Source organism: Pseudomonas knackmussii B13 (assembly GCF_000689415.1).
Taxonomy (GTDB): Bacteria; Pseudomonadota; Gammaproteobacteria; order Pseudomonadales; family Pseudomonadaceae; genus Pseudomonas; species Pseudomonas knackmussii.
In genome coordinates, this window is the sequence record NZ_HG322950.1 from 2,193,662 (window position 1) to 2,209,701 (window position 16,040).

19 protein-coding genes are annotated in these 16,040 nt (G+C 67.6%); 10 read left to right on the top strand and 9 right to left on the bottom strand.

Going from position 1 to position 16,040, the window contains the following annotated elements:
• Positions 1-53: 53 nt before the first annotated feature.
• Complete coding sequence (locus PKB_RS10405) at positions 54-593, bottom strand: 3'-5' exonuclease (protein WP_043251454.1); 540 nt, start codon at positions 591-593, stop codon at positions 54-56.
• Positions 594-736: 143 nt separating this feature from the next.
• Between PKB_RS10405 and PKB_RS10410 the strand changes: the two genes are divergently transcribed.
• Positions 737-1,612: an NAD(P)-dependent oxidoreductase gene (locus PKB_RS10410; RefSeq protein ID WP_043251455.1), complete on the top strand. Its 876-nt coding sequence runs from the start codon at positions 737-739 to the stop codon at positions 1,610-1,612.
• Position 1,613: 1 nt separating this feature from the next.
• On the opposite strand, the gene PKB_RS10415 is transcribed toward PKB_RS10410, so the two are convergent.
• A complete protein-coding gene (locus tag PKB_RS10415) occupies positions 1,614-1,955 on the bottom strand; it encodes a DMT family protein (protein WP_043251456.1) in 342 nt (113 codons plus the stop codon).
• A 174-nt stretch (positions 1,956-2,129) separates the two neighbouring features.
• On the opposite strand from PKB_RS10415, the gene PKB_RS10420 reads away from it, so the two are divergent.
• Both PKB_RS10420 and PKB_RS10425 read left to right on the top strand, forming a co-directional pair.
• Positions 2,130-2,384 (top strand): YkgJ family cysteine cluster protein, encoded by a 255-nt coding sequence (locus tag PKB_RS10420; protein WP_043251457.1) that lies wholly within the window; start codon positions 2,130-2,132, stop codon positions 2,382-2,384.
• A gap of 134 nt (positions 2,385-2,518) precedes the next feature.
• Positions 2,519-3,127 carry an START domain-containing protein gene (locus PKB_RS10425; protein WP_043251458.1) on the top strand — a complete coding sequence of 203 codons (609 nt, stop codon included), beginning with the start codon at positions 2,519-2,521 and terminating at the stop codon, positions 3,125-3,127.
• 53 nt (positions 3,128-3,180) lie between these two features.
• Here PKB_RS10425 and PKB_RS10430 read toward each other — a convergent pair whose 3' ends face one another.
• Positions 3,181-3,903, bottom strand: a complete 723-nt coding sequence (locus PKB_RS10430) for a substrate-binding periplasmic protein (protein WP_043251460.1) — start codon at positions 3,901-3,903, stop codon at positions 3,181-3,183.
• 163 nt (positions 3,904-4,066) lie between these two features.
• Between PKB_RS10430 and dnaX the strand changes: the two genes are divergently transcribed.
• The 3 genes from dnaX (at position 4,067) to recR (ending at position 7,321) form a co-directional block, all read left to right on the top strand.
• Positions 4,067-6,196, top strand: coding sequence for a DNA polymerase III subunit gamma/tau (dnaX, locus tag PKB_RS10435; protein ID WP_043251463.1), 2,130 nt, complete (start codon positions 4,067-4,069; stop codon positions 6,194-6,196).
• Between the two features lie 36 nt (positions 6,197-6,232).
• The gene (locus tag PKB_RS10440) at positions 6,233-6,559 is read left to right on the top strand and encodes a YbaB/EbfC family nucleoid-associated protein (RefSeq protein WP_016491885.1); all 327 of its coding nucleotides are present in this window, start codon (positions 6,233-6,235) and stop codon (positions 6,557-6,559) included.
• 162 nt (positions 6,560-6,721) lie between these two features.
• Positions 6,722-7,321: a recombination mediator RecR gene (gene recR / locus PKB_RS10445; protein ID WP_043251468.1), complete on the top strand. Its 600-nt coding sequence runs from the start codon at positions 6,722-6,724 to the stop codon at positions 7,319-7,321.
• On the opposite strand, the gene PKB_RS10450 is transcribed toward recR, so the two are convergent.
• The gene (locus tag PKB_RS10450; RefSeq protein ID WP_043251471.1) at positions 7,318-7,791 is read right to left on the bottom strand and encodes a GNAT family N-acetyltransferase; all 474 of its coding nucleotides are present in this window, start codon (positions 7,789-7,791) and stop codon (positions 7,318-7,320) included. The two genes, recR and PKB_RS10450, sit on opposite strands and share 4 nt — an antisense overlap.
• On the bottom strand, positions 7,785-8,228 hold the full coding sequence (locus PKB_RS10455; RefSeq protein ID WP_043251473.1) for a rhodanese-like domain-containing protein: 444 nt from the start codon (positions 8,226-8,228) through the stop codon (positions 7,785-7,787). Before PKB_RS10455 ends, PKB_RS10450 begins: the two co-directional genes overlap by 7 nt.
• A gap of 93 nt (positions 8,229-8,321) precedes the next feature.
• Here PKB_RS10455 and ftrA point away from each other — a divergent pair, with 93 nt between their 5' ends.
• Together ftrA and PKB_RS10465 are read left to right on the top strand one after the other, a co-directional pair.
• Positions 8,322-9,290 carry a transcriptional regulator FtrA gene (ftrA, locus tag PKB_RS10460; RefSeq protein ID WP_043251476.1) on the top strand — a complete coding sequence of 323 codons (969 nt, stop codon included), beginning with the start codon at positions 8,322-8,324 and terminating at the stop codon, positions 9,288-9,290.
• 74 nt (positions 9,291-9,364) lie between these two features.
• Complete coding sequence (locus PKB_RS10465) at positions 9,365-10,513, top strand: acyl-CoA dehydrogenase family protein (RefSeq protein WP_043251478.1); 1,149 nt, start codon at positions 9,365-9,367, stop codon at positions 10,511-10,513.
• A gap of 202 nt (positions 10,514-10,715) precedes the next feature.
• Here the strand turns inward: PKB_RS10465 and PKB_RS10470 are convergent, their stop codons facing one another.
• Positions 10,716-11,684, bottom strand: a complete 969-nt coding sequence (locus PKB_RS10470) for an AraC family transcriptional regulator (protein ID WP_043251480.1) — start codon at positions 11,682-11,684, stop codon at positions 10,716-10,718.
• Positions 11,684-12,217 carry an OsmC family protein gene (locus tag PKB_RS10475; protein ID WP_043251482.1) on the bottom strand — a complete coding sequence of 178 codons (534 nt, stop codon included), beginning with the start codon at positions 12,215-12,217 and terminating at the stop codon, positions 11,684-11,686. The genes PKB_RS10470 and PKB_RS10475 overlap by 1 nt, the downstream gene beginning before the upstream one ends.
• Before the next feature lie 188 nt (positions 12,218-12,405).
• Here PKB_RS10475 and PKB_RS10480 point away from each other — a divergent pair, with 188 nt between their 5' ends.
• Both PKB_RS10480 and PKB_RS10485 read left to right on the top strand, forming a co-directional pair.
• Positions 12,406-12,678 carry a DUF4242 domain-containing protein gene (locus tag PKB_RS10480; RefSeq protein WP_043251483.1) on the top strand — a complete coding sequence of 91 codons (273 nt, stop codon included), beginning with the start codon at positions 12,406-12,408 and terminating at the stop codon, positions 12,676-12,678.
• Positions 12,679-12,736: 58 nt separating this feature from the next.
• Entirely contained in the window at positions 12,737-13,549 is an 813-nt protein-coding gene (locus tag PKB_RS10485) for a class I SAM-dependent methyltransferase (RefSeq protein ID WP_043251486.1), read from the top strand.
• 63 nt (positions 13,550-13,612) lie between these two features.
• Here PKB_RS10485 and PKB_RS10490 read toward each other — a convergent pair whose 3' ends face one another.
• Positions 13,613-14,497, bottom strand: coding sequence for an SDR family NAD(P)-dependent oxidoreductase (locus tag PKB_RS10490; protein WP_043251488.1), 885 nt, complete (start codon positions 14,495-14,497; stop codon positions 13,613-13,615).
• The gene (locus tag PKB_RS10495; RefSeq protein ID WP_043251491.1) at positions 14,494-16,035 is read right to left on the bottom strand and encodes a flavin-containing monooxygenase; all 1,542 of its coding nucleotides are present in this window, start codon (positions 16,033-16,035) and stop codon (positions 14,494-14,496) included. The genes PKB_RS10490 and PKB_RS10495 overlap by 4 nt, the downstream gene beginning before the upstream one ends.
• Positions 16,036-16,040 lie beyond the last annotated feature (5 nt).

Here is a 16,040-nt window from a genome sequence, read left to right on the forward strand (position 1 = left end):
AAAAAAGGGACGCCAGTATGCCCAAGCCCGGGGGCAGCGTCACTAGAGGCGGATCAGAGCGCCAGCGGCAGCAGGCGGGCGGTGTTGCGGGCGTCTTCCAGGGCGCGATGCTGCTGGCCCTGGAAGTGCAGGCCGGCCAGTTGCAGTGCGGTGTTCAGGCCGACCTGGCGCTTGAGCTGACGGGCCTCGGCGAAGCGCTGCTTGAGGTTCACGTGCGGCACGCGGGCGAGCAGGCTGTCCAGGCGGTGCTGGCGCCATTCCAGTTCGAGCTGGCGGCGGTCGTAGTCGCCCCAGCTGGCCCAGCCGGCCAGGCGTGGGTGGTGCTGGGTCAGCCAGCGCTCGAACTGCGGCCAGACTTCGCACAGGGGGGCGGCGGCATCGACGCTGGCCTGGCTGATGTGGGTCAGTTCGCGGCAGAAATTGGTGAGCAGCGGGCGCCGTTGCGGCCGCACGAAACGCTGGAAATGATCCAGTTCGCGGCCGTCGGTTTCGGCGACCAGGGTGGCGCCGATCTCGATGATTTCCATTTCCTCGACCGGCCAGCCGCCTTCCTCGGTGGTGGCTTCCAGGTCGATGACCAGCCAGTGGGGCATAGGCTCTGCTCATCCGTACCAGGGGGCGGCCAGGGCCGCGTGGCGTGGGCCTCGCCGGCCCTGGCGATGAGTATGGAAGCGCTTCCGGGGCTCGGCAAACCGCTGCTAGGCTTGGCCGATCGACAGCAGTGGAGCACTGAACAATGGCCAAGGTCGCATTCATCGGTCTGGGCGTCATGGGCTATCCCATGGCCGGGCATCTGCAGGCCAAGGGGCACGACGTCTGCGTTTACAACCGCACCCCAGCCCGCGCGCAGCGCTGGGTTGCCGAGCACGGCGGCAGCTCGGCGCCGACCCCGCGCGAAGCGGCGGCGGGCGCGGAGTTCGTGATGTGCTGCGTGGGCAACGACGACGACCTGCGCAGCGTCACCCTGGGCGTCGACGGCGCCTTCGCCGGGATGAATCCCGGCAGCGTGTTCGTCGATCACACCACCGCTTCGGCACAGGTTGCCCGCGAGCTGGCGGTGCAGGCCGCCGAGCGCGAGCTGGGTTTCCTCGATGCGCCGGTGTCCGGCGGCCAGGCGGGCGCCGAGAACGGCGTACTGACGGTGATGGTTGGTGGCGAGCAGGCTTTCTACGGCCGCGCCGAGCCAGTGATTGCCGCTTATGCGCGGATGGTTCGCCTGATGGGCCATAGCGGCGCCGGGCAGTTGACCAAGATGGTCAACCAGATCTGCATCGGTGGCCTGCTGCAAGGGTTGTCCGAGGCGCTGCATTTCGCCCAGTGCGCCGGGCTCGACGGGCACGCCGCCATCGACGTCATCAGCAAGGGCGCGGCGCAGTCCTGGCAGATGGAGAACCGCCACCAGAGCATGCTGGAAGGGCGCTTCGACTTCGGCTTCGCAGTGGACTGGATGCGCAAGGACTTCGGCATCGTCCTCGACGAGGCGCGGCACAACGGAGCGCAATTGCCGGTGACGGCGCTGGTCGACCAGTTCTATGCCGAGGTGCAAGCCGCTGGCGGCGGACGCTGGGACACTTCCAGCCTGATCACCCGGCTCAAGCCGGCCAAGGGCTGAGTCAGGCGCGGAAGATGAAGTAGACCGCGCCCAGCATGCACAGGCCGGCCCACAGGTAGTCGAGCTTCAGCGGCTGCTGCAGGAAGTAGACGCTGAAGGGCACGAAGACCGCGAGGGTGATGACCTCCTGCATGATTTTCAGCTGGCCGACCGACAGCGCGGTGAAACCGATGCGGTTGGCCGGCACCTGCAGCAGGTACTCGAACAGGGCGATGCCCCAGCTGACCAGCGCGGCGATGATCCACGGCTTGGTGTTCAGGGTCTTAAGGTGGCCGTACCAGGCGAAGGTCATGAACAGGTTGGAGAACACCAGGAGGGTGGCGGTTTGGATCCAGACCGGCATGGCGCGCGTCTCGTCGCAGGGAAAGGGCGCCAGCCTATAGCGCGGCATCCGCGTCGCCAAGACCAGGCGACCGGCAGACCTTGGCGTCGGCCGGCGCCGGGATTATCCTCCGCGCCGCGCGCTGCCCCCGGCGGCGACGCGTCCTTTCCTCTCCGGTCCCGCGAGGCCAGTGCAATGCAATGTCGAGCCGGTTGTGGCGCCTGCTGCGTGGCGCCGTCGATCTCCACGCCCATCCCCGGCATGCCCGATGGCAAGCCGGCCGGCGTGCGCTGCGTGCAGCTCGACGAACGCAACTTCTGCCGGATCTTCGGCCAGCTGGAGCGCCCGGCCGTGTGCTCGGCCTTTGGCGCCGATCCCGAAGTCTGTGGCGACAGCGCCGAGGCGGCCGTGCGCATCCTCACCGAGTGGGAGCGCATCACCGCGGCGTGACTTGGAAGTCACGTTTGCTCGGTCCATACTGGCGCCCGTCCTGACTGCCGAACCGCTCAGGACCGCGGATTTGCGAAGGGTGCCGCCGCTGAGCGAGCCCCGGAAGACCAACAATAACCAGAGGAACAAAGACGATGCGTGGCATCCTCCGTACGACCCTGTTGAGCGCCGCCGTGATGAGCATCTGCGGCACCGCCCTGGCCGAGGACTGGCAGCTGGCCAAGGACGAGGACGGCGTCAAGGTCTACCTGAGCGCCGTTCCGGGCTCCAAGTACAAGGCCTACCGCGGCGTGGTGGACATCAAGGCCGACGTCGCCACCATCAACGCCCTGCAGGAAGACGTGAAGGGCTCCTGCAAGTGGATCCACGCCTGCGCCGACATGCGTCTGCTGAAGACCGAAGGCGGCGACACCTGGACCTACTCGAAGATCAGCATGCCGTGGCCGGTGACCGGTCGTGACGTGGTCATCCACGTGACCACCGAGAAGACCCCGGACGGCGGCATGATCCGCCACCTGAACGGCGAGCCGACCTTCACCCCGGAAGTCAGCGGCGAGATTCGCGTACCCAAGCTGGTCGGCGAGTGGAAGCTGGTGCCCAAGGGAGCGGGCGTGACCGAAGTGACCTACCAGGTGCAGACCGAGCCGGGCGGCAGCATCCCGTCCTGGCTGGCCAACAGCTTCGTGGTCGATGCCCCGATGAATACCCTGAAGGGCCTGCGCAGCGCCGCCGAAAAGCGCTGATCGCACAGCCTGGATGCTAGAAGGCCGCCCTCGGGCGGCCTTTTTCGTGGCGTTCAGCGGTAGTGCGCGAGGATGCGCTCGATGTCGCCCGACTGCTTCAGCGCCGCCAGGGCGTCGAGCAGGGCACGGGTCGGCACCTGCGGATCGTCGAGCACCATGCAGCTCAGGTCCGTCTGGTCGAGTTGCGCCACCGGATGCAGCTGCTGCTTCTCGGGCAATGCCCGATTGAACCAATGCAGGGCCAGCTCGCTGCTCACGGCGTACCGATAGCGTCCGATCTCCAGTTTCTTCAGCACCAGCTCCTGGGTGCGTGCGTCGTCGCGGCGGATCTGGCCGCTGTCGAGCAGTGGCTGCAAGGGCGGATAGCGATAGCCGAGCACGGTGCCTATGGTCTGCCGTGACAATCCACCCAGGTCGGTCGCCTGGTCGTCGCGGGAGACCAGCAGGTCGCGCTGGGTCAGCAGCGGCACGCTCCAGCGGTAATCGGGGAAGGGCTGTTCGAGCCAGGTCGGGCTGATGTAGCAGCGCACGTCGATGTCGTGGCTTTCCAGCGCCTGGGCGACGCGGGCGCGGGGCAGGAGGCGATAGTCGGCCTGGATGCCGGCTTTCTTCGTCAAGGCGTCGAACAGGTCGAAGAGAATACCGCCGGTCAGCCGTCCTTCGTCTATCTGCGCCAGCGGCATCGCCCAGCCTTCGATCACCGAGAAGCGCACGGGGCGGTCTCCGGCGAATGCCAGCGGGACGAATAGCAGAAGGAGAACGGCCAGCGTGCGCATTCGAACTCCGGGGACGACGGAAGGCGACACAATGCCTGCTTGGCATGGCCCTTGCCAAGCTTTGAACCGGGGATGCGGACGACTCCGTCCGCTGCCAGTGCACTTTGCCCTCCTATTCGGCTAGCATTAGCCCACTTCCGCCTACCAGCCGCGATGGATTTCAATGAGTTATCAGGTTCTTGCCCGTAAATGGCGTCCGCGTTCGTTCCGCGAAATGGTCGGCCAGACCCACGTCCTCAAGGCCCTGATCAACGCGCTGGACAACCAGCGCCTGCACCACGCCTACCTGTTCACCGGGACCCGCGGCGTGGGCAAGACCACCATCGCACGGATCCTCGCCAAGTGCCTGAACTGCGAGACCGGCATCAGCTCCACCCCCTGCGGCCAGTGTTCGGTGTGCCGGGAGATCGACGAGGGCCGCTTCGTCGACCTCATCGAAGTGGATGCCGCCAGCCGCACCAAGGTCGAGGACACCCGCGAACTGCTGGACAACGTGCAGTACGCACCGACCCGCGGTCGCTACAAGGTCTACCTGATCGACGAAGTGCACATGCTCTCCACGCACTCGTTCAACGCGCTGCTCAAGACCCTTGAGGAGCCGCCGCCGCACGTGAAGTTCCTGCTGGCGACCACCGACCCGCAGAAGCTGCCGGTGACCATCCTCTCGCGCTGCCTGCAGTTCAGCCTGAAGAACATGCCGCCGGAGCGCGTGGTCGAGCACCTGACCCACGTGCTCGGCGCCGAGAACGTGCCTTTCGAGGAAGACGCCCTGTGGCTGCTCGGCCGCGCTGCCGATGGCTCCATGCGCGACGCCATGAGCCTGACCGACCAGGCCATCGCCTTCGGTGAGGGCAAGGTGCTGGCGGCCGATGTGCGCGCCATGCTCGGTACCCTCGACCATGGCCAGGTCTACGGCGTGCTCCACGCGCTGCTCGAAGGCGATGCCCGTGCGCTGCTGGATGCCGTGCGCCACCTCGCCGAACAGGGCCCGGACTGGACTGGCGTGCTCGCCGAGATCCTCAACGTGCTGCACCGCGTGGCCATCGCCCAGGTGCTGCCGGACGCCGTCGACAACGGCCAGGGCGACCGCGACAAGGTACTGGCCCTGGCGCAGGCGCTGCCCGGCGAAGACGTGCAGTTCTACTACCAGATGGGCCTGATCGGCCGCCGCGACCTGCCCCTGGCGCCGGACCCGCGCAGCGGCTTCGAGATGGTGCTGCTGCGCATGCTGGCGTTCCGCCCTGCAGACAGCAGCGGAGCGGCGCCGAGATCGCCGCTAAAGGACCTGGGGATCAGCAAGGCCACGGCTGATTCCTCCCAAAACCCAGTGGCCGGCGCCGCCGTTGCGGCGCCGGTAACCATTCCCGCGGTCAGCGTGCCGGTGATCTCCACCGTGCCAGCCGCCGCGGTTGCGCCTGCAGCGGCGCCCGCGCCTCCGGCTCCGGCTCCGGCTCCGGCTCCGGCTCCGGCTCCGGTCGTGGAGGCCGCGCCCGTTGTGGCTCCGGCCCAACCCGAGCCCATTGCCGCGCCCGCAGTCATGGCCGAGGTTGCCCCGCAGCCGGCGCCGCAGACTGAGCCTGAGGCGCCAGCCAAGCCCGTCGAGGAAGCCGTCGACCTGCCGTGGGACGAGCCTGCCGCGCCGGTCGCTGTCGATGCTCCGACTCCGCCGACTCCGCCGACTCCGCCGACTCCGCCGACTCCGCCGACTCCGCCCGTGGCCGCCGTCGAGGCGCCTGCCGCGCCCTTGGCCGATGCCGAGGACGACGACCGCGACGAAGAGCCGCCGCCGGCCGAGGACTACTATGAAGTCGACATGGACTCGTTCAGCTACCTGGATGGCGAAGCCGCAGCGCCGGCCCAGGCCGAGCCCGAGCCGGAACCGGCCGCGCTGCCGGCTACCGGCCTCGCTGCCGAGTGGCTCGACCTGTTCCCGCGCCTGGGCATGGCCGGCCTGACCGCCAGCATCGGCGCCAATTGCACCCTGGTGTCGGTGCAGGACGACGTCTGGCACCTGCACCTGGACCCGGGGCAGAGCGCGCTGTACAACGCCACCCAGCAGCGCCGTATGAACGACGCGCTGAACCAGTACCACGGCCGCACGTTGCGCCTGGAAGTGACTATCCAGAAGCCCGAGCAGGAAACCCCCGCCCAGGCTGCCGCCCGTCGCCGCGCCGAACGCCAGCGCGCGGCCGAGGCGTCGATCGTCGCCGACCCCTACGTGCAGCAGATGCAGCAGAAATTCGGTGCGGTGATCCGCGCCGGTTCCATCGAACCCCTGGAGGCGAAGGCCTGAGGCCGCGCCCAACCCTGAACGATCGAGGTGAGCAAAATGATGAAAGGTGGCATGGCCGGCCTGATGAAGCAGGCGCAGCAGATGCAGGAAAAGATGCAGAAGATGCAGGAAGAGCTGGCCAACGCGGAAGTCACCGGCCAGTCCGGCGCCGGCCTGGTCAGCGTGGTCATGACCGGTCGCCATGACGTCAAGCGCGTCAGCCTGGACGACAGCCTGATGCAGGAAGACAAGGAAATCCTCGAAGACCTGATCGCCGCCGCAGTGAACGATGCCGTGCGCAAGATCGAGCAGAACAGCCAGGAAAAAATGTCCGGCATGACCGCCGGCATGCAACTCCCGCCCGGCTTCAAGATGCCCTTCTAAGGTGAAGGTGCCGCCCAGCCGGCACCCATGACTGCGTTGCGAGCGATGCCGGACATGCTCATTTACTGAAGTAAACTCCGCTGTCCGCCACCGCTCGCGCCTTGTCCTGCGTACCCTCTGGTCGCCCCAGAACTCCTCCCGTATTTCTTCCCGGTAGACCCCATGAGCTTCAGCCCGCTGATCCGCCAACTGATCGACGCCCTGCGCATCCTGCCCGGAGTGGGACAGAAGAGCGCCCAGCGCATGGCGCTGCAGCTGCTCGAGCGCGATCGCAGCGGCGGGTTGCGCCTGGCCCAGGCGCTGACCCAGGCGATGGAAGGGGTAGGGCACTGCAAGCAGTGCCGCACGCTGTCCGAGGATGATCTTTGCCCGCAGTGCGCCGACCCGCGCCGCGACGATTCGCTGCTGTGCGTCGTCGAGGGCCCGCTGGATGTGTTCGCCGTCGAGCAGACCGGCTATCGCGGCCGCTTCTTCGTGCTCAAGGGGCACCTGTCGCCGCTGGACGGGCTGGGCCCGGAAGCCATTGGCATTCCGGAGCTGGAAGCGCGGATCAAGGCCGGCAGTTTCAGCGAGATCATCCTGGCGACCAACCCCACGGTAGAGGGCGAGGCCACCGCGCACTACATCGCCCAATTGATGGCGGGCAGCGGCCTGGTACTCAGCCGCATCGCCCATGGCGTCCCGCTGGGCGGCGAATTGGAACTGGTCGACGGCGGCACCCTGGCCCACGCCCTGGCTGGCCGTCGGCCAATCGGCAGCTAATCCCCCGCCAGGCGTTGCAGCGCCTGCGCGCCCATTTCGTAGGCCACCCATTTCACTTCGCGCCGGCCGCCCAGGCGGGCATAGAAGCGCTCGGCCGCGTCATTGCCGGCCAGCACGTCCCACAGCAGTCGCCCGGCGTTCTGCGCTTGCGCCCACTGCGCCACGCGTTGCATCAGCCGCTTGCCGACGCCGCTGCCGCGTTGCGCCTCGACCACGTAGAGCTCCTTCAGCCGTACGCTGGGGCGCAAGTCGTAGGTGAACGCAATGCTTTGTGCGACGGCGTAGCCGCAGAGCGAGCCTGACTCGGCGACGAAGACCTGGCATTGCGCCGACGGCCCGAACGCGCGGTCGAGCAGGGCCTGGGCGTCAACCGCGAAGTCGTCGAGATAGCCTTCGAACGCCGCCAGCGCGCGCATCAGTTCGAGCACGGCGGGAACGTCCTCCGGCTGCGCCGGGCGTACCGTCAGCATGCGCAGGAGATCCCTTCGCCAGCACCGCGCGACAGTTGTGCATCACCGCTCACCAAGGCCAGGCCTTCGTCCAGCCAGCCGGTCACGCCACCGATCATCTCCTTCACCGGCAGGCCCAGCGCAGCGATCTTCGCGGCGGCGCGGTGCACGCCATTGCAGTGCGGCCCTGCGCAGTAGACGACGAACAGCGTACCCGGCGGAAACTGAGCCATGTGCCGAGCGTCGATTTCCCGGGTTGGCAGGTTCAGCGCGCCGGGTACATGCCCGTGGGCGAAGGCTGCAGGGCTGCGCACATCGAGCAGGACGAAGTCCTGTTCGCCGTTCTGCTGCGCGTTGTTCACGTCCGAGCAATCGGTCTCGAAGGCCAGGCGACGGCTGAAATGGGCGAGGGCGTCGGCGGGATGGGCGGCGGGGAACTGGCTGACGAGGCTGGGCATGGCAAGGCTCCTGTTGAAGATGACGCCACTGTATTCGGCCGCCGAAGCCGGCTACAGTGGCGCTCAAGACAGTGATCGGAAGTTTTCCGCCAAATGCAGCGTGATCCCCTGGATGTAGCCGTCCTGGCCTACGACGGCCTGTGCACCTTCGAATTCGGTATCGCCGTGGAGATATTCGGTCTGCCGCGCCCGGAGTTCGAGTTTCCCTGGTATCGCCAGCGCATCGTCGCCGTGGACCAGGGGCCGATGCGCGCCCTGGGCGGCATCCAGGTGCTTGCCGACGGCGGGCTCGATTCGCTGGAAAGTGCCGGCACCGTTATCGTGCCGGGCTGGCGGGATCGCGCCGAGCCGCCGCCTCCCGCGCTGGTCGCTGCGTTGCAGCGTGCCCATGCGCAGGGCGCGCGGCTGCTTTCGATCTGCTCGGGGGTGTTCGTGCTGGCGGCGACCGGCCTGCTCGACGGGCGTCGGGCGACGACCCACTGGCGCTATGCCGAAGAGCTCGGGCGGCGTTTTCCCGCGATCGAGGTGGATGCGCAGGTGCTGTATGTCGATGCAGGGCAGGTCATCACCTCCGCCGGCAGCGCAGCCGGAATCGACGCCTGCCTGCATCTGGTCGCGCGGGACTTCGGTGCGCAGATCGCCAACACCGTGGCGCGGCGGCTGGTGATGTCGCCGCAACGTGGCGGCGGGCAGGCGCAATTCATTCCCGCGCCGGTAGCCAGCGCGCCGCGCCATGACCTCTCGGGCTTGCTCGACTGGACCCGCCAGCGCCTCGACCAACCGCTCACCGTCGCGCAGATGGCGGAACGCGTGGCGATGAGCGAGCGCACCTTCCTGCGCCGTTTCAGCGATGCCACCGGCATGACGCCCAAGGCCTGGCTGCAGCACGAGCGCATGGCTCGGGCCCGCGAGCTGCTGGAGGGCACTGCCGAGAGTATCGAGCGGATTGCCGAGCGCTGTGGCTTCGGCACCGTGGAGAGCTTTCGCAATGCCTTTCGCGCAAGTGCGGGGCTTGCGCCTTCGCTGTACCGGGAGCGTTTCGGGGCGGCGCATCTGTCCTAGCCGATGGCGGGTGCCTCGCCTTGCAAACCAAGCAAGCGCTAGGTAAGTTCAGGCAATCCGCCTGGAGGTCTGCCATGTCCGCATTCACCGAATACTTCGACGACAGCCACCGCCTGGTCCGCGACACGGTGCGGCGCTTCGTCGAGCGCGAGATCCTGCCGCACATCGCCGACTGGGAAGAAGCCGAGGAATTCCCCCGCGAGCTGTACCGCAAGGCCGGTGAGGCCGGCATCCTCGGCATCGGTTACCCGGAAGCCCTGGGCGGCAGCCACGAAGGCGACCTGTTCGCCAAGCTCGCTGCCAGCGAGGAGCTGATGCGCAGCGGCTCCGGCGGCCTGGTGGCGGGCCTCGGCTCCCTGGATATCGGCCTGCCGCCGCTGCTCAAGTGGGGCCGCGCCGAGCTGCGCGAGCGCATCGTCCCGCAGGTGCTGGCTGGCGAGAAGATCATTGCCCTCGCCGTAACCGAGCCTTCCGGCGGTTCCGATGTGGCCAACCTGAAGACCCGTGCCGTGCGCGACGGCGACTTCTACCGCGTGACCGGCAGCAAGACCTTCATCACCAGCGGCGAGCGTGCCGACTACTACACGGTGGCGGTGCGCACCGGCGGCGAGGGTTACGGTGGCGTCAGCCTGTTGCTGGTGGAGAAGGGGACGCCCGGTTTCAGCGTCGGCCGCAAGCTGAAGAAGATGGGCTGGTGGGCCTCGGACACCGCCGAGCTGTTCTTCGACGACTGCAAGGTGCCGGCGGAAAACCTGATCGGCATGGAGAACATTGGCTTCGCCTGCATCATGGCGAACTTCCAGAGCGAGCGTCTGGCGCTGGCCACCATGGCCAACATGACCGCGCAGATGGCGCTGGAAGAAGCGCTGAAATGGAGCGCCGAGCGGGAGGCCTTCGGCAAGCCGATCGGCAAGTTCCAGGTGCTCAAGCACCGCCTGGCGGAGATGGCGACCCAGGTCGAGGTATCGCGCGAGTTCACCTATCGCCAGGCCGCGAAGATGGCGGTCGGCAAGAGCGTGATCAAGGAAATCTCGATGGCCAAGAACTTCGCCACCGACGTTGCCGACCGCGTGGTCTACGACGCCGTGCAGCTGCTCGGCGGCATGGGCTACATGCGCGAGAGCCTGGTCGAGCGGCTGTATCGCGACAATCGCATCCTCTCCATTGGCGGCGGCACCCGCGAGATCATGAACGAGATCATCGCCAAGCAGATGGGGCTGTAGTTCGACAACGCTTGCGCGTTGCCTGGGTGCGTAGGATCGGATTTATCCGGGAACCGCACGGCACGAATGCCGACCTTGTAGGGCGAATAACCCCGAAGGGGTTATCCGCCGTTTTCGTGCCTGGCTGCGGCGCATAACCGCGAACGCGGTTATGCGCCCTACGGATCGATCGGCGCGGGGATTTTCGCGGATGAATCCGCGCCTACAGGTGTGCGTGGCCCGCCTGGTTGCGTCGCCAGGCGGCCGGCGGGCAGCCGTATTCGCGGCGGAAGGCGCGGCTGAAGGCCGTGTCGGTCTGGTAGCCGACGTCTTCCGCTATCCGTGCCAGCGGGGCGTTGCTGCCGCGTAGCAGGTTGGCGGCGAGGAGCATTCGCCACTGCGTCAGGTACTGCATCGGTGAGTTGCCGACCAATTGCTGGAAACGTTCGGCCAGCACCGAGCGCGAGGTGCCGGCGCAGCGCGCCAGTTCTTCCAGCGTCCAGCAGCGCGCCGGTTCCTTGTGCAGTGCGCCGAGGGCGGCGCCGACGATGCGGTCGTGCAGGCCGGCGAGCCAGCCGCTGCGGCCTTCGCCTTGTTCCTCCATATAGAGGCGCAACACTTCGATGAACAGCACTTCGGCCAGCTTGGCCAGGACGCCGGCGCCGCCCGGGCGCGGCGAGCGAGCCTCGGCCAGGGCGTAGCGCACCGAGCTTTCCAGCCAGGCGCCGGCGGCGGAGCCACGCACGTTCACTTTTACCAGTGGCGGCAATCCCGCCAGCAGCAGGCGTGCGAGGCGCGTGTCGCAGGCCAGGTAGCCGCAGACCAGCTTGGTGCTGGCGCCTCCGCCGCCATAGGCCAGTTGCCGTGGGCGGCGCGACAGCACGGTGTGCAGCGGTGCGCCGCTGGCCGGCGGCAGGCCCGGTTGCGAGGTCATGCGGTGGGCGTCGCCCTGGGGGAAGAGCACGGCATCGCCGGCGACCAGGTGCGTTGGCGGCCCCTGGCCCATTTCGACGAAGCATTCGCCTTCGGTGATCAGGTGGAAAATCACCACTTGCTCGGCACCTGGCTCCAGTAGCTGCACCACCGAGTCGGCGCGCGGCGACTGGTAGCACCAGGGCGCGGTGAAGCGTGCATTGATGAAGATGGCGCCGACCAGGCGCACCACCCGCAGGGTTTCCGAGAGCGCGTCCATCAGCTGTCGGCGACCTGGATGTCCAGGCTCAGCGGCACGTGGTGGGCGAGGGCGCCGGATACCGGTGACAACGCCTGCCCTTGCTCGACCAACTGCCGCAGGCGTTCGCTGGATACGCCTGGTGCCGCGATGCGCACCTGCAGCCTGGCCGCCAGCGGTCCGGCGCTGGGTGGTTGGCCGCTGTCGCCGGCGAGGCCCAGCAGGCCATTGAGGTCGGACTGGCTGTGCGCCTCGACTTCCAGGCGATCCAGTTCGATGCCCGCGCTGGCGGCGAGCATGGCGATGCGCGTGGTGACGCAGCCGGCGAGGGCGGCGCGCAGCAGCCAGCCGGGGCTGACCTGGGTGCCGGAGCCACCCAGCTCGGCGGGCAGGTCGGTATGCAGTTCGGTGCCGTTGGCGTGCCGCGTGCTGACCCGGCCCGCGCCTTGCCAGCGGGCCATCGCCGGTTCGTCATGCACCCGGCCATAGGCGGGGCGCCTTTCCAGGACCGTCTGCAAGCGCTGCAGGGCTGTCGCGAGCTGTTCCGATTCCATGCTGCACCTCCCGTGCGGCGGGCGTTGCGTCGATTCTGAGCGCCTTTTCCCGGGACCGGGCGAGCGCCGGACGATCGGATAGGCAAGGCCGACGCTGGAGCAGGACGCCTTCGGAGGAAGCGGCGCAGCATCGATCCTGGCGAAGGTGCAGTGCGGCCTTCGCCGTTCCCACTCCCATGGAGGTTGTCATGCCGAAGTTTGTTATCGAGCGCGAGATTCCCGGCGCCGGAGCCCTTTCCGAGCGTGATCTCAAGGCCATCGCGCAAAAATCCTGCCGTGTGTTGAACCAGCTGGGTCCCCAGGTGCAGTGGCTGCACAGCCACGTCACCGGTGATCGCATCTACTGCCTGTACATAGCTCCCGACGAGGCTGCGGTGCTGGAGCACGCCCGCCAGGGCGGCTTCCCGGCCAACCGGGTGTCGCAGGTGCTATCGACCATAGATCCGACCACCGCCGAATGAACGGCAGGCGCGCTCCGCCGCCGGCGGGGCGTGTCCTTCACCCTGGAGGAATCAACGGATGAACTCAGTTGTGGATTTCAACGCGCTCAAGCAGCGCCAGATGAATGCCTGGGCCAGCGGCGACTACGCCGTGATCGGCACGACTTTGCAGATTGTCGGCGAGCAGTTGGCCGAAGCCTGCGACCTGCGCTGCGACGAGCGTGTGCTCGATGTCGCCGCCGGCAACGGCAACGCCACACTGGCGGCCGCTCGACGCGGGTGCCAGGTGGTTTCTAGCGACTACGTGCCGGCCTTGCTCGAGCGCGGGGCCGAGCGGGCACAGGCAGAACGCCTGGCGGTGGAGTTCCGCCCCGCCGATGCCGAAGCCTTGCCCTTCGACACCGCGAGCTTCGACGCAGTGCTCTCGACCTTCGGCGTGATGTTCACCCCCGACCAGCCGCGCGCCGCCGCCGAACTGGCGCGCGTTTGCCGGCCCGGCGGGCGCATCGGTATGGCCAACTGGACGCCGCAGGGCTTCATCGGCCAGCTGTTCCGCCTGCTCGGCCAGTACCTGCCGCCTGCGCCGGGCGTGCAGCCGCCGTCGGCCTGGGGCGTGGAGGGGCACCTGCACGAGCTGTTCGGTTCGGCGCTGGGCGACCTGCGTGCCACGCGGCGCTACTTCAACTTCCGCTACCGCTCGCCGGCGCACTTCATCGAGGTCTTCCGCACCTGGTACGGGCCGTTGCACAAGGCCTTCGCCAACCTGCCGGAAGAGGAGGGCGCGCGCCTGGAAGCCGACCTCACGCGGCTGCTGGAGAGCAGCAATCGCGCAGGTCCAACGTCGCTGGTGGTGCCCAGCGAGTACCTGGAGGTGGTGATTACCCGCAGCTAGCCGGGACATGCGCAATGACAAAGCCCGCTCCTTGGAGCGGGCTTTTTCGTCAGGGCGCTGGTGTTACTTGGCTTCGTAGCCTTCGGTGCGCACCTTGGGCTTGGGCGCGAAGCGCGCGGCCAGGCGCATGCTGGTGGTGACCACTTTCTGGTACCACACCGGCAGCAGGCGCAGCATCAGGTCGATGGCGTGGGCGTCGGGGCCGATGAGGATGCGCCGGGCGTCGCGCTCAACGCCGCGGATGATCACCTGCGCGGCCTTGTCCGGGGTGGTGCGCAGCAACTGGTCGTTGAACTGCTGGCGCGCGGCGTTGGCGTTCTGCCCGGTGACCTTGGCGAGGCTGTCGTTCATCCGCGCGGTCTTGGCGATGTTGGTCTTGATCCCGCCCGGGTGCACGCAGCTGGCCGAGACCCGTCCGCCGTCCATGTCCAGCTCCTGGCGCAGCGACTCGGTGAAGCCGCGCACGGCGAACTTGGTGGCGTTGTAGGCGCTCATGCCCGGCTGCGAGAACAGCCCGAACACACTGGAGACGTTGACGATGTGCCCCTCGCCGGACGCCTTGATGTGCGGCAGGAAGGCCTTGGTGCCATACACCACGCCCCAGAAGTTGATGTTGGTGATCCACTCGTACTCTTCATAGTCGCTGCCTTCCACGGTGCCGGCGTGGGCGACGCCGGCGTTGTTGAAGATCAGGTTGACCTTGCCGTGCTCGGCGGCGGTCTTGTCGGCCCAGGCGTGCACCTGCTCGCGGTCGGCGACGTTGACCACGTCAGTGGAGATGCGCACGCCGTAGGAGGTCAGCGCCTGCCGCGTTTCTTCAAGGCCGGCGGCGTTGACGTCGGCAAGCGCGAGGTGGCAACCGCGGGACGCCAGTTCGCGGGCCAGGGCGCGGCCGATGCCGGAACCGGCACCGGTGATGGCGGCGACTTTGTTCTCGAAGGACTTCATGCCGGAACCTCCTCGGCGCGGGGTTGCTGAGCAACGGACGCCGGGAAGGGCCGTGCGTTCAGGTGATAGGCAGCCGGATCGAAGTGCCGGGTGAGCAGGCGGAAGCGCCAGGTGAAGCCCGGCCACAGGGTGCAGTTGCGCCCGCTCACCGGGTGCAGGTACCAGCTCTTGCAGCCGCCGGTGTTCCACACGGTGTTGCTGAGGTTGCCCTGCACCTTGGCGTTCCAACGCTCCTGCACCTCGTCCTTGACCTCCAGGCTGAGCAGGTCGCGGCGCTGCATGAGCTTGAGCGCGCCGAGCACGTAGGCGATCTGCGACTCGATCATGTAGACCATCGAGTTGTGCCCAAGGCCGGTGTTCGGGCCCATGAGGAAGAACAGGTTGGGGAAGCCGCGGGTGACGGTGCCCTTGTAGGCTTCCGGGCCTTGCTTCCAGGTGTCGAGCAGGTCGACGCCGTTGCGGCCGAATACGGTGCCGCGCGGGATCGGATCGTTGGCGGTGAAGCCGGTGCCGAAGATGATCGCGTCCACTTCGCGCTCTTGCCCGTCGGCGGTGACGATGCTGTGCTCGCGGATCTCGCGGATGCCATCGGTGATCACCGACGAGTTCGGCGCGGCCAGTGCAGGGTAGTAGTTGGGCGACATCAGGATGCGCTTGCAGCCGATGGTGTAGTCCGGGGTGACCTTGCGACGCAGCTCCGGATCCTTGATCTGCTGGTGGATGTAGCGCACGGCGAGCTTGCCGATCATCTTCATCGCCCAGGGCGCGAAGGTGAAACCGAGCACGCGGCCTTCGAGCATGCTGTAGAGCGCGCCGCGCCAGAGTTTCTGCACCAGCGGGAAGTGCTTGAAGCGTGCGCGTTCCTTGTCGCTGATGGCGCGGTCGGGCTTGGGCAGGATCCAGGGCGCGGTGCGCTGGTAGAGGTCCATCTTGGCCACCAGCGGCTGGATTTCCGGCACGAACTGGATGGCCGAGGCGCCGGTGCCGATCACCGCCACACGCTTGCCCGCGAGGTCGTAGTCGTGGTCCCAGTTCTGCGAGTGGAAGGCCTTGCCCTGGAAGCTTTCCAGGCCCTTGAGCGGAGGAATCGAGGGGATCGACAGGGCGCCCATGCCGGAGACAACGGCCTGCGCGGTGTAGTGGTTGCCGGCGGCGTCGTGGATGTGCCAGAGGTTGCGGGCGTCGTCCCACTCCAGGCGCTGCACCTCGGTGTTGAAAAGGGTGCGGTTCTCCAGGCGGTACTTCTTCCAGCAGCCCTCCAGGTAAGCGCGGATTTCCGGTTGGCGGGCGAACATGCGCGTCCATTCCGGGTTCGGCTCGAAGGAGAAGGAGTAGACATGGGACTGCACGTCGCAGGCGCAGCCCGGGTAGTTGTTGACCCGCCAGGTGCCGCCGACGCCGGCGGCCTTCTCGAACAGCAGGAAGTCGCGCTCGCCCTCCTGGCTCAGGCGGATGGCCATGCCCAGCCCGGAAAATCCGGTGCCGATGATGGCGACTTTGCAGTGTCTGCTCGCGGCAGTTTGCCCTTGCGTACCCATTTGCC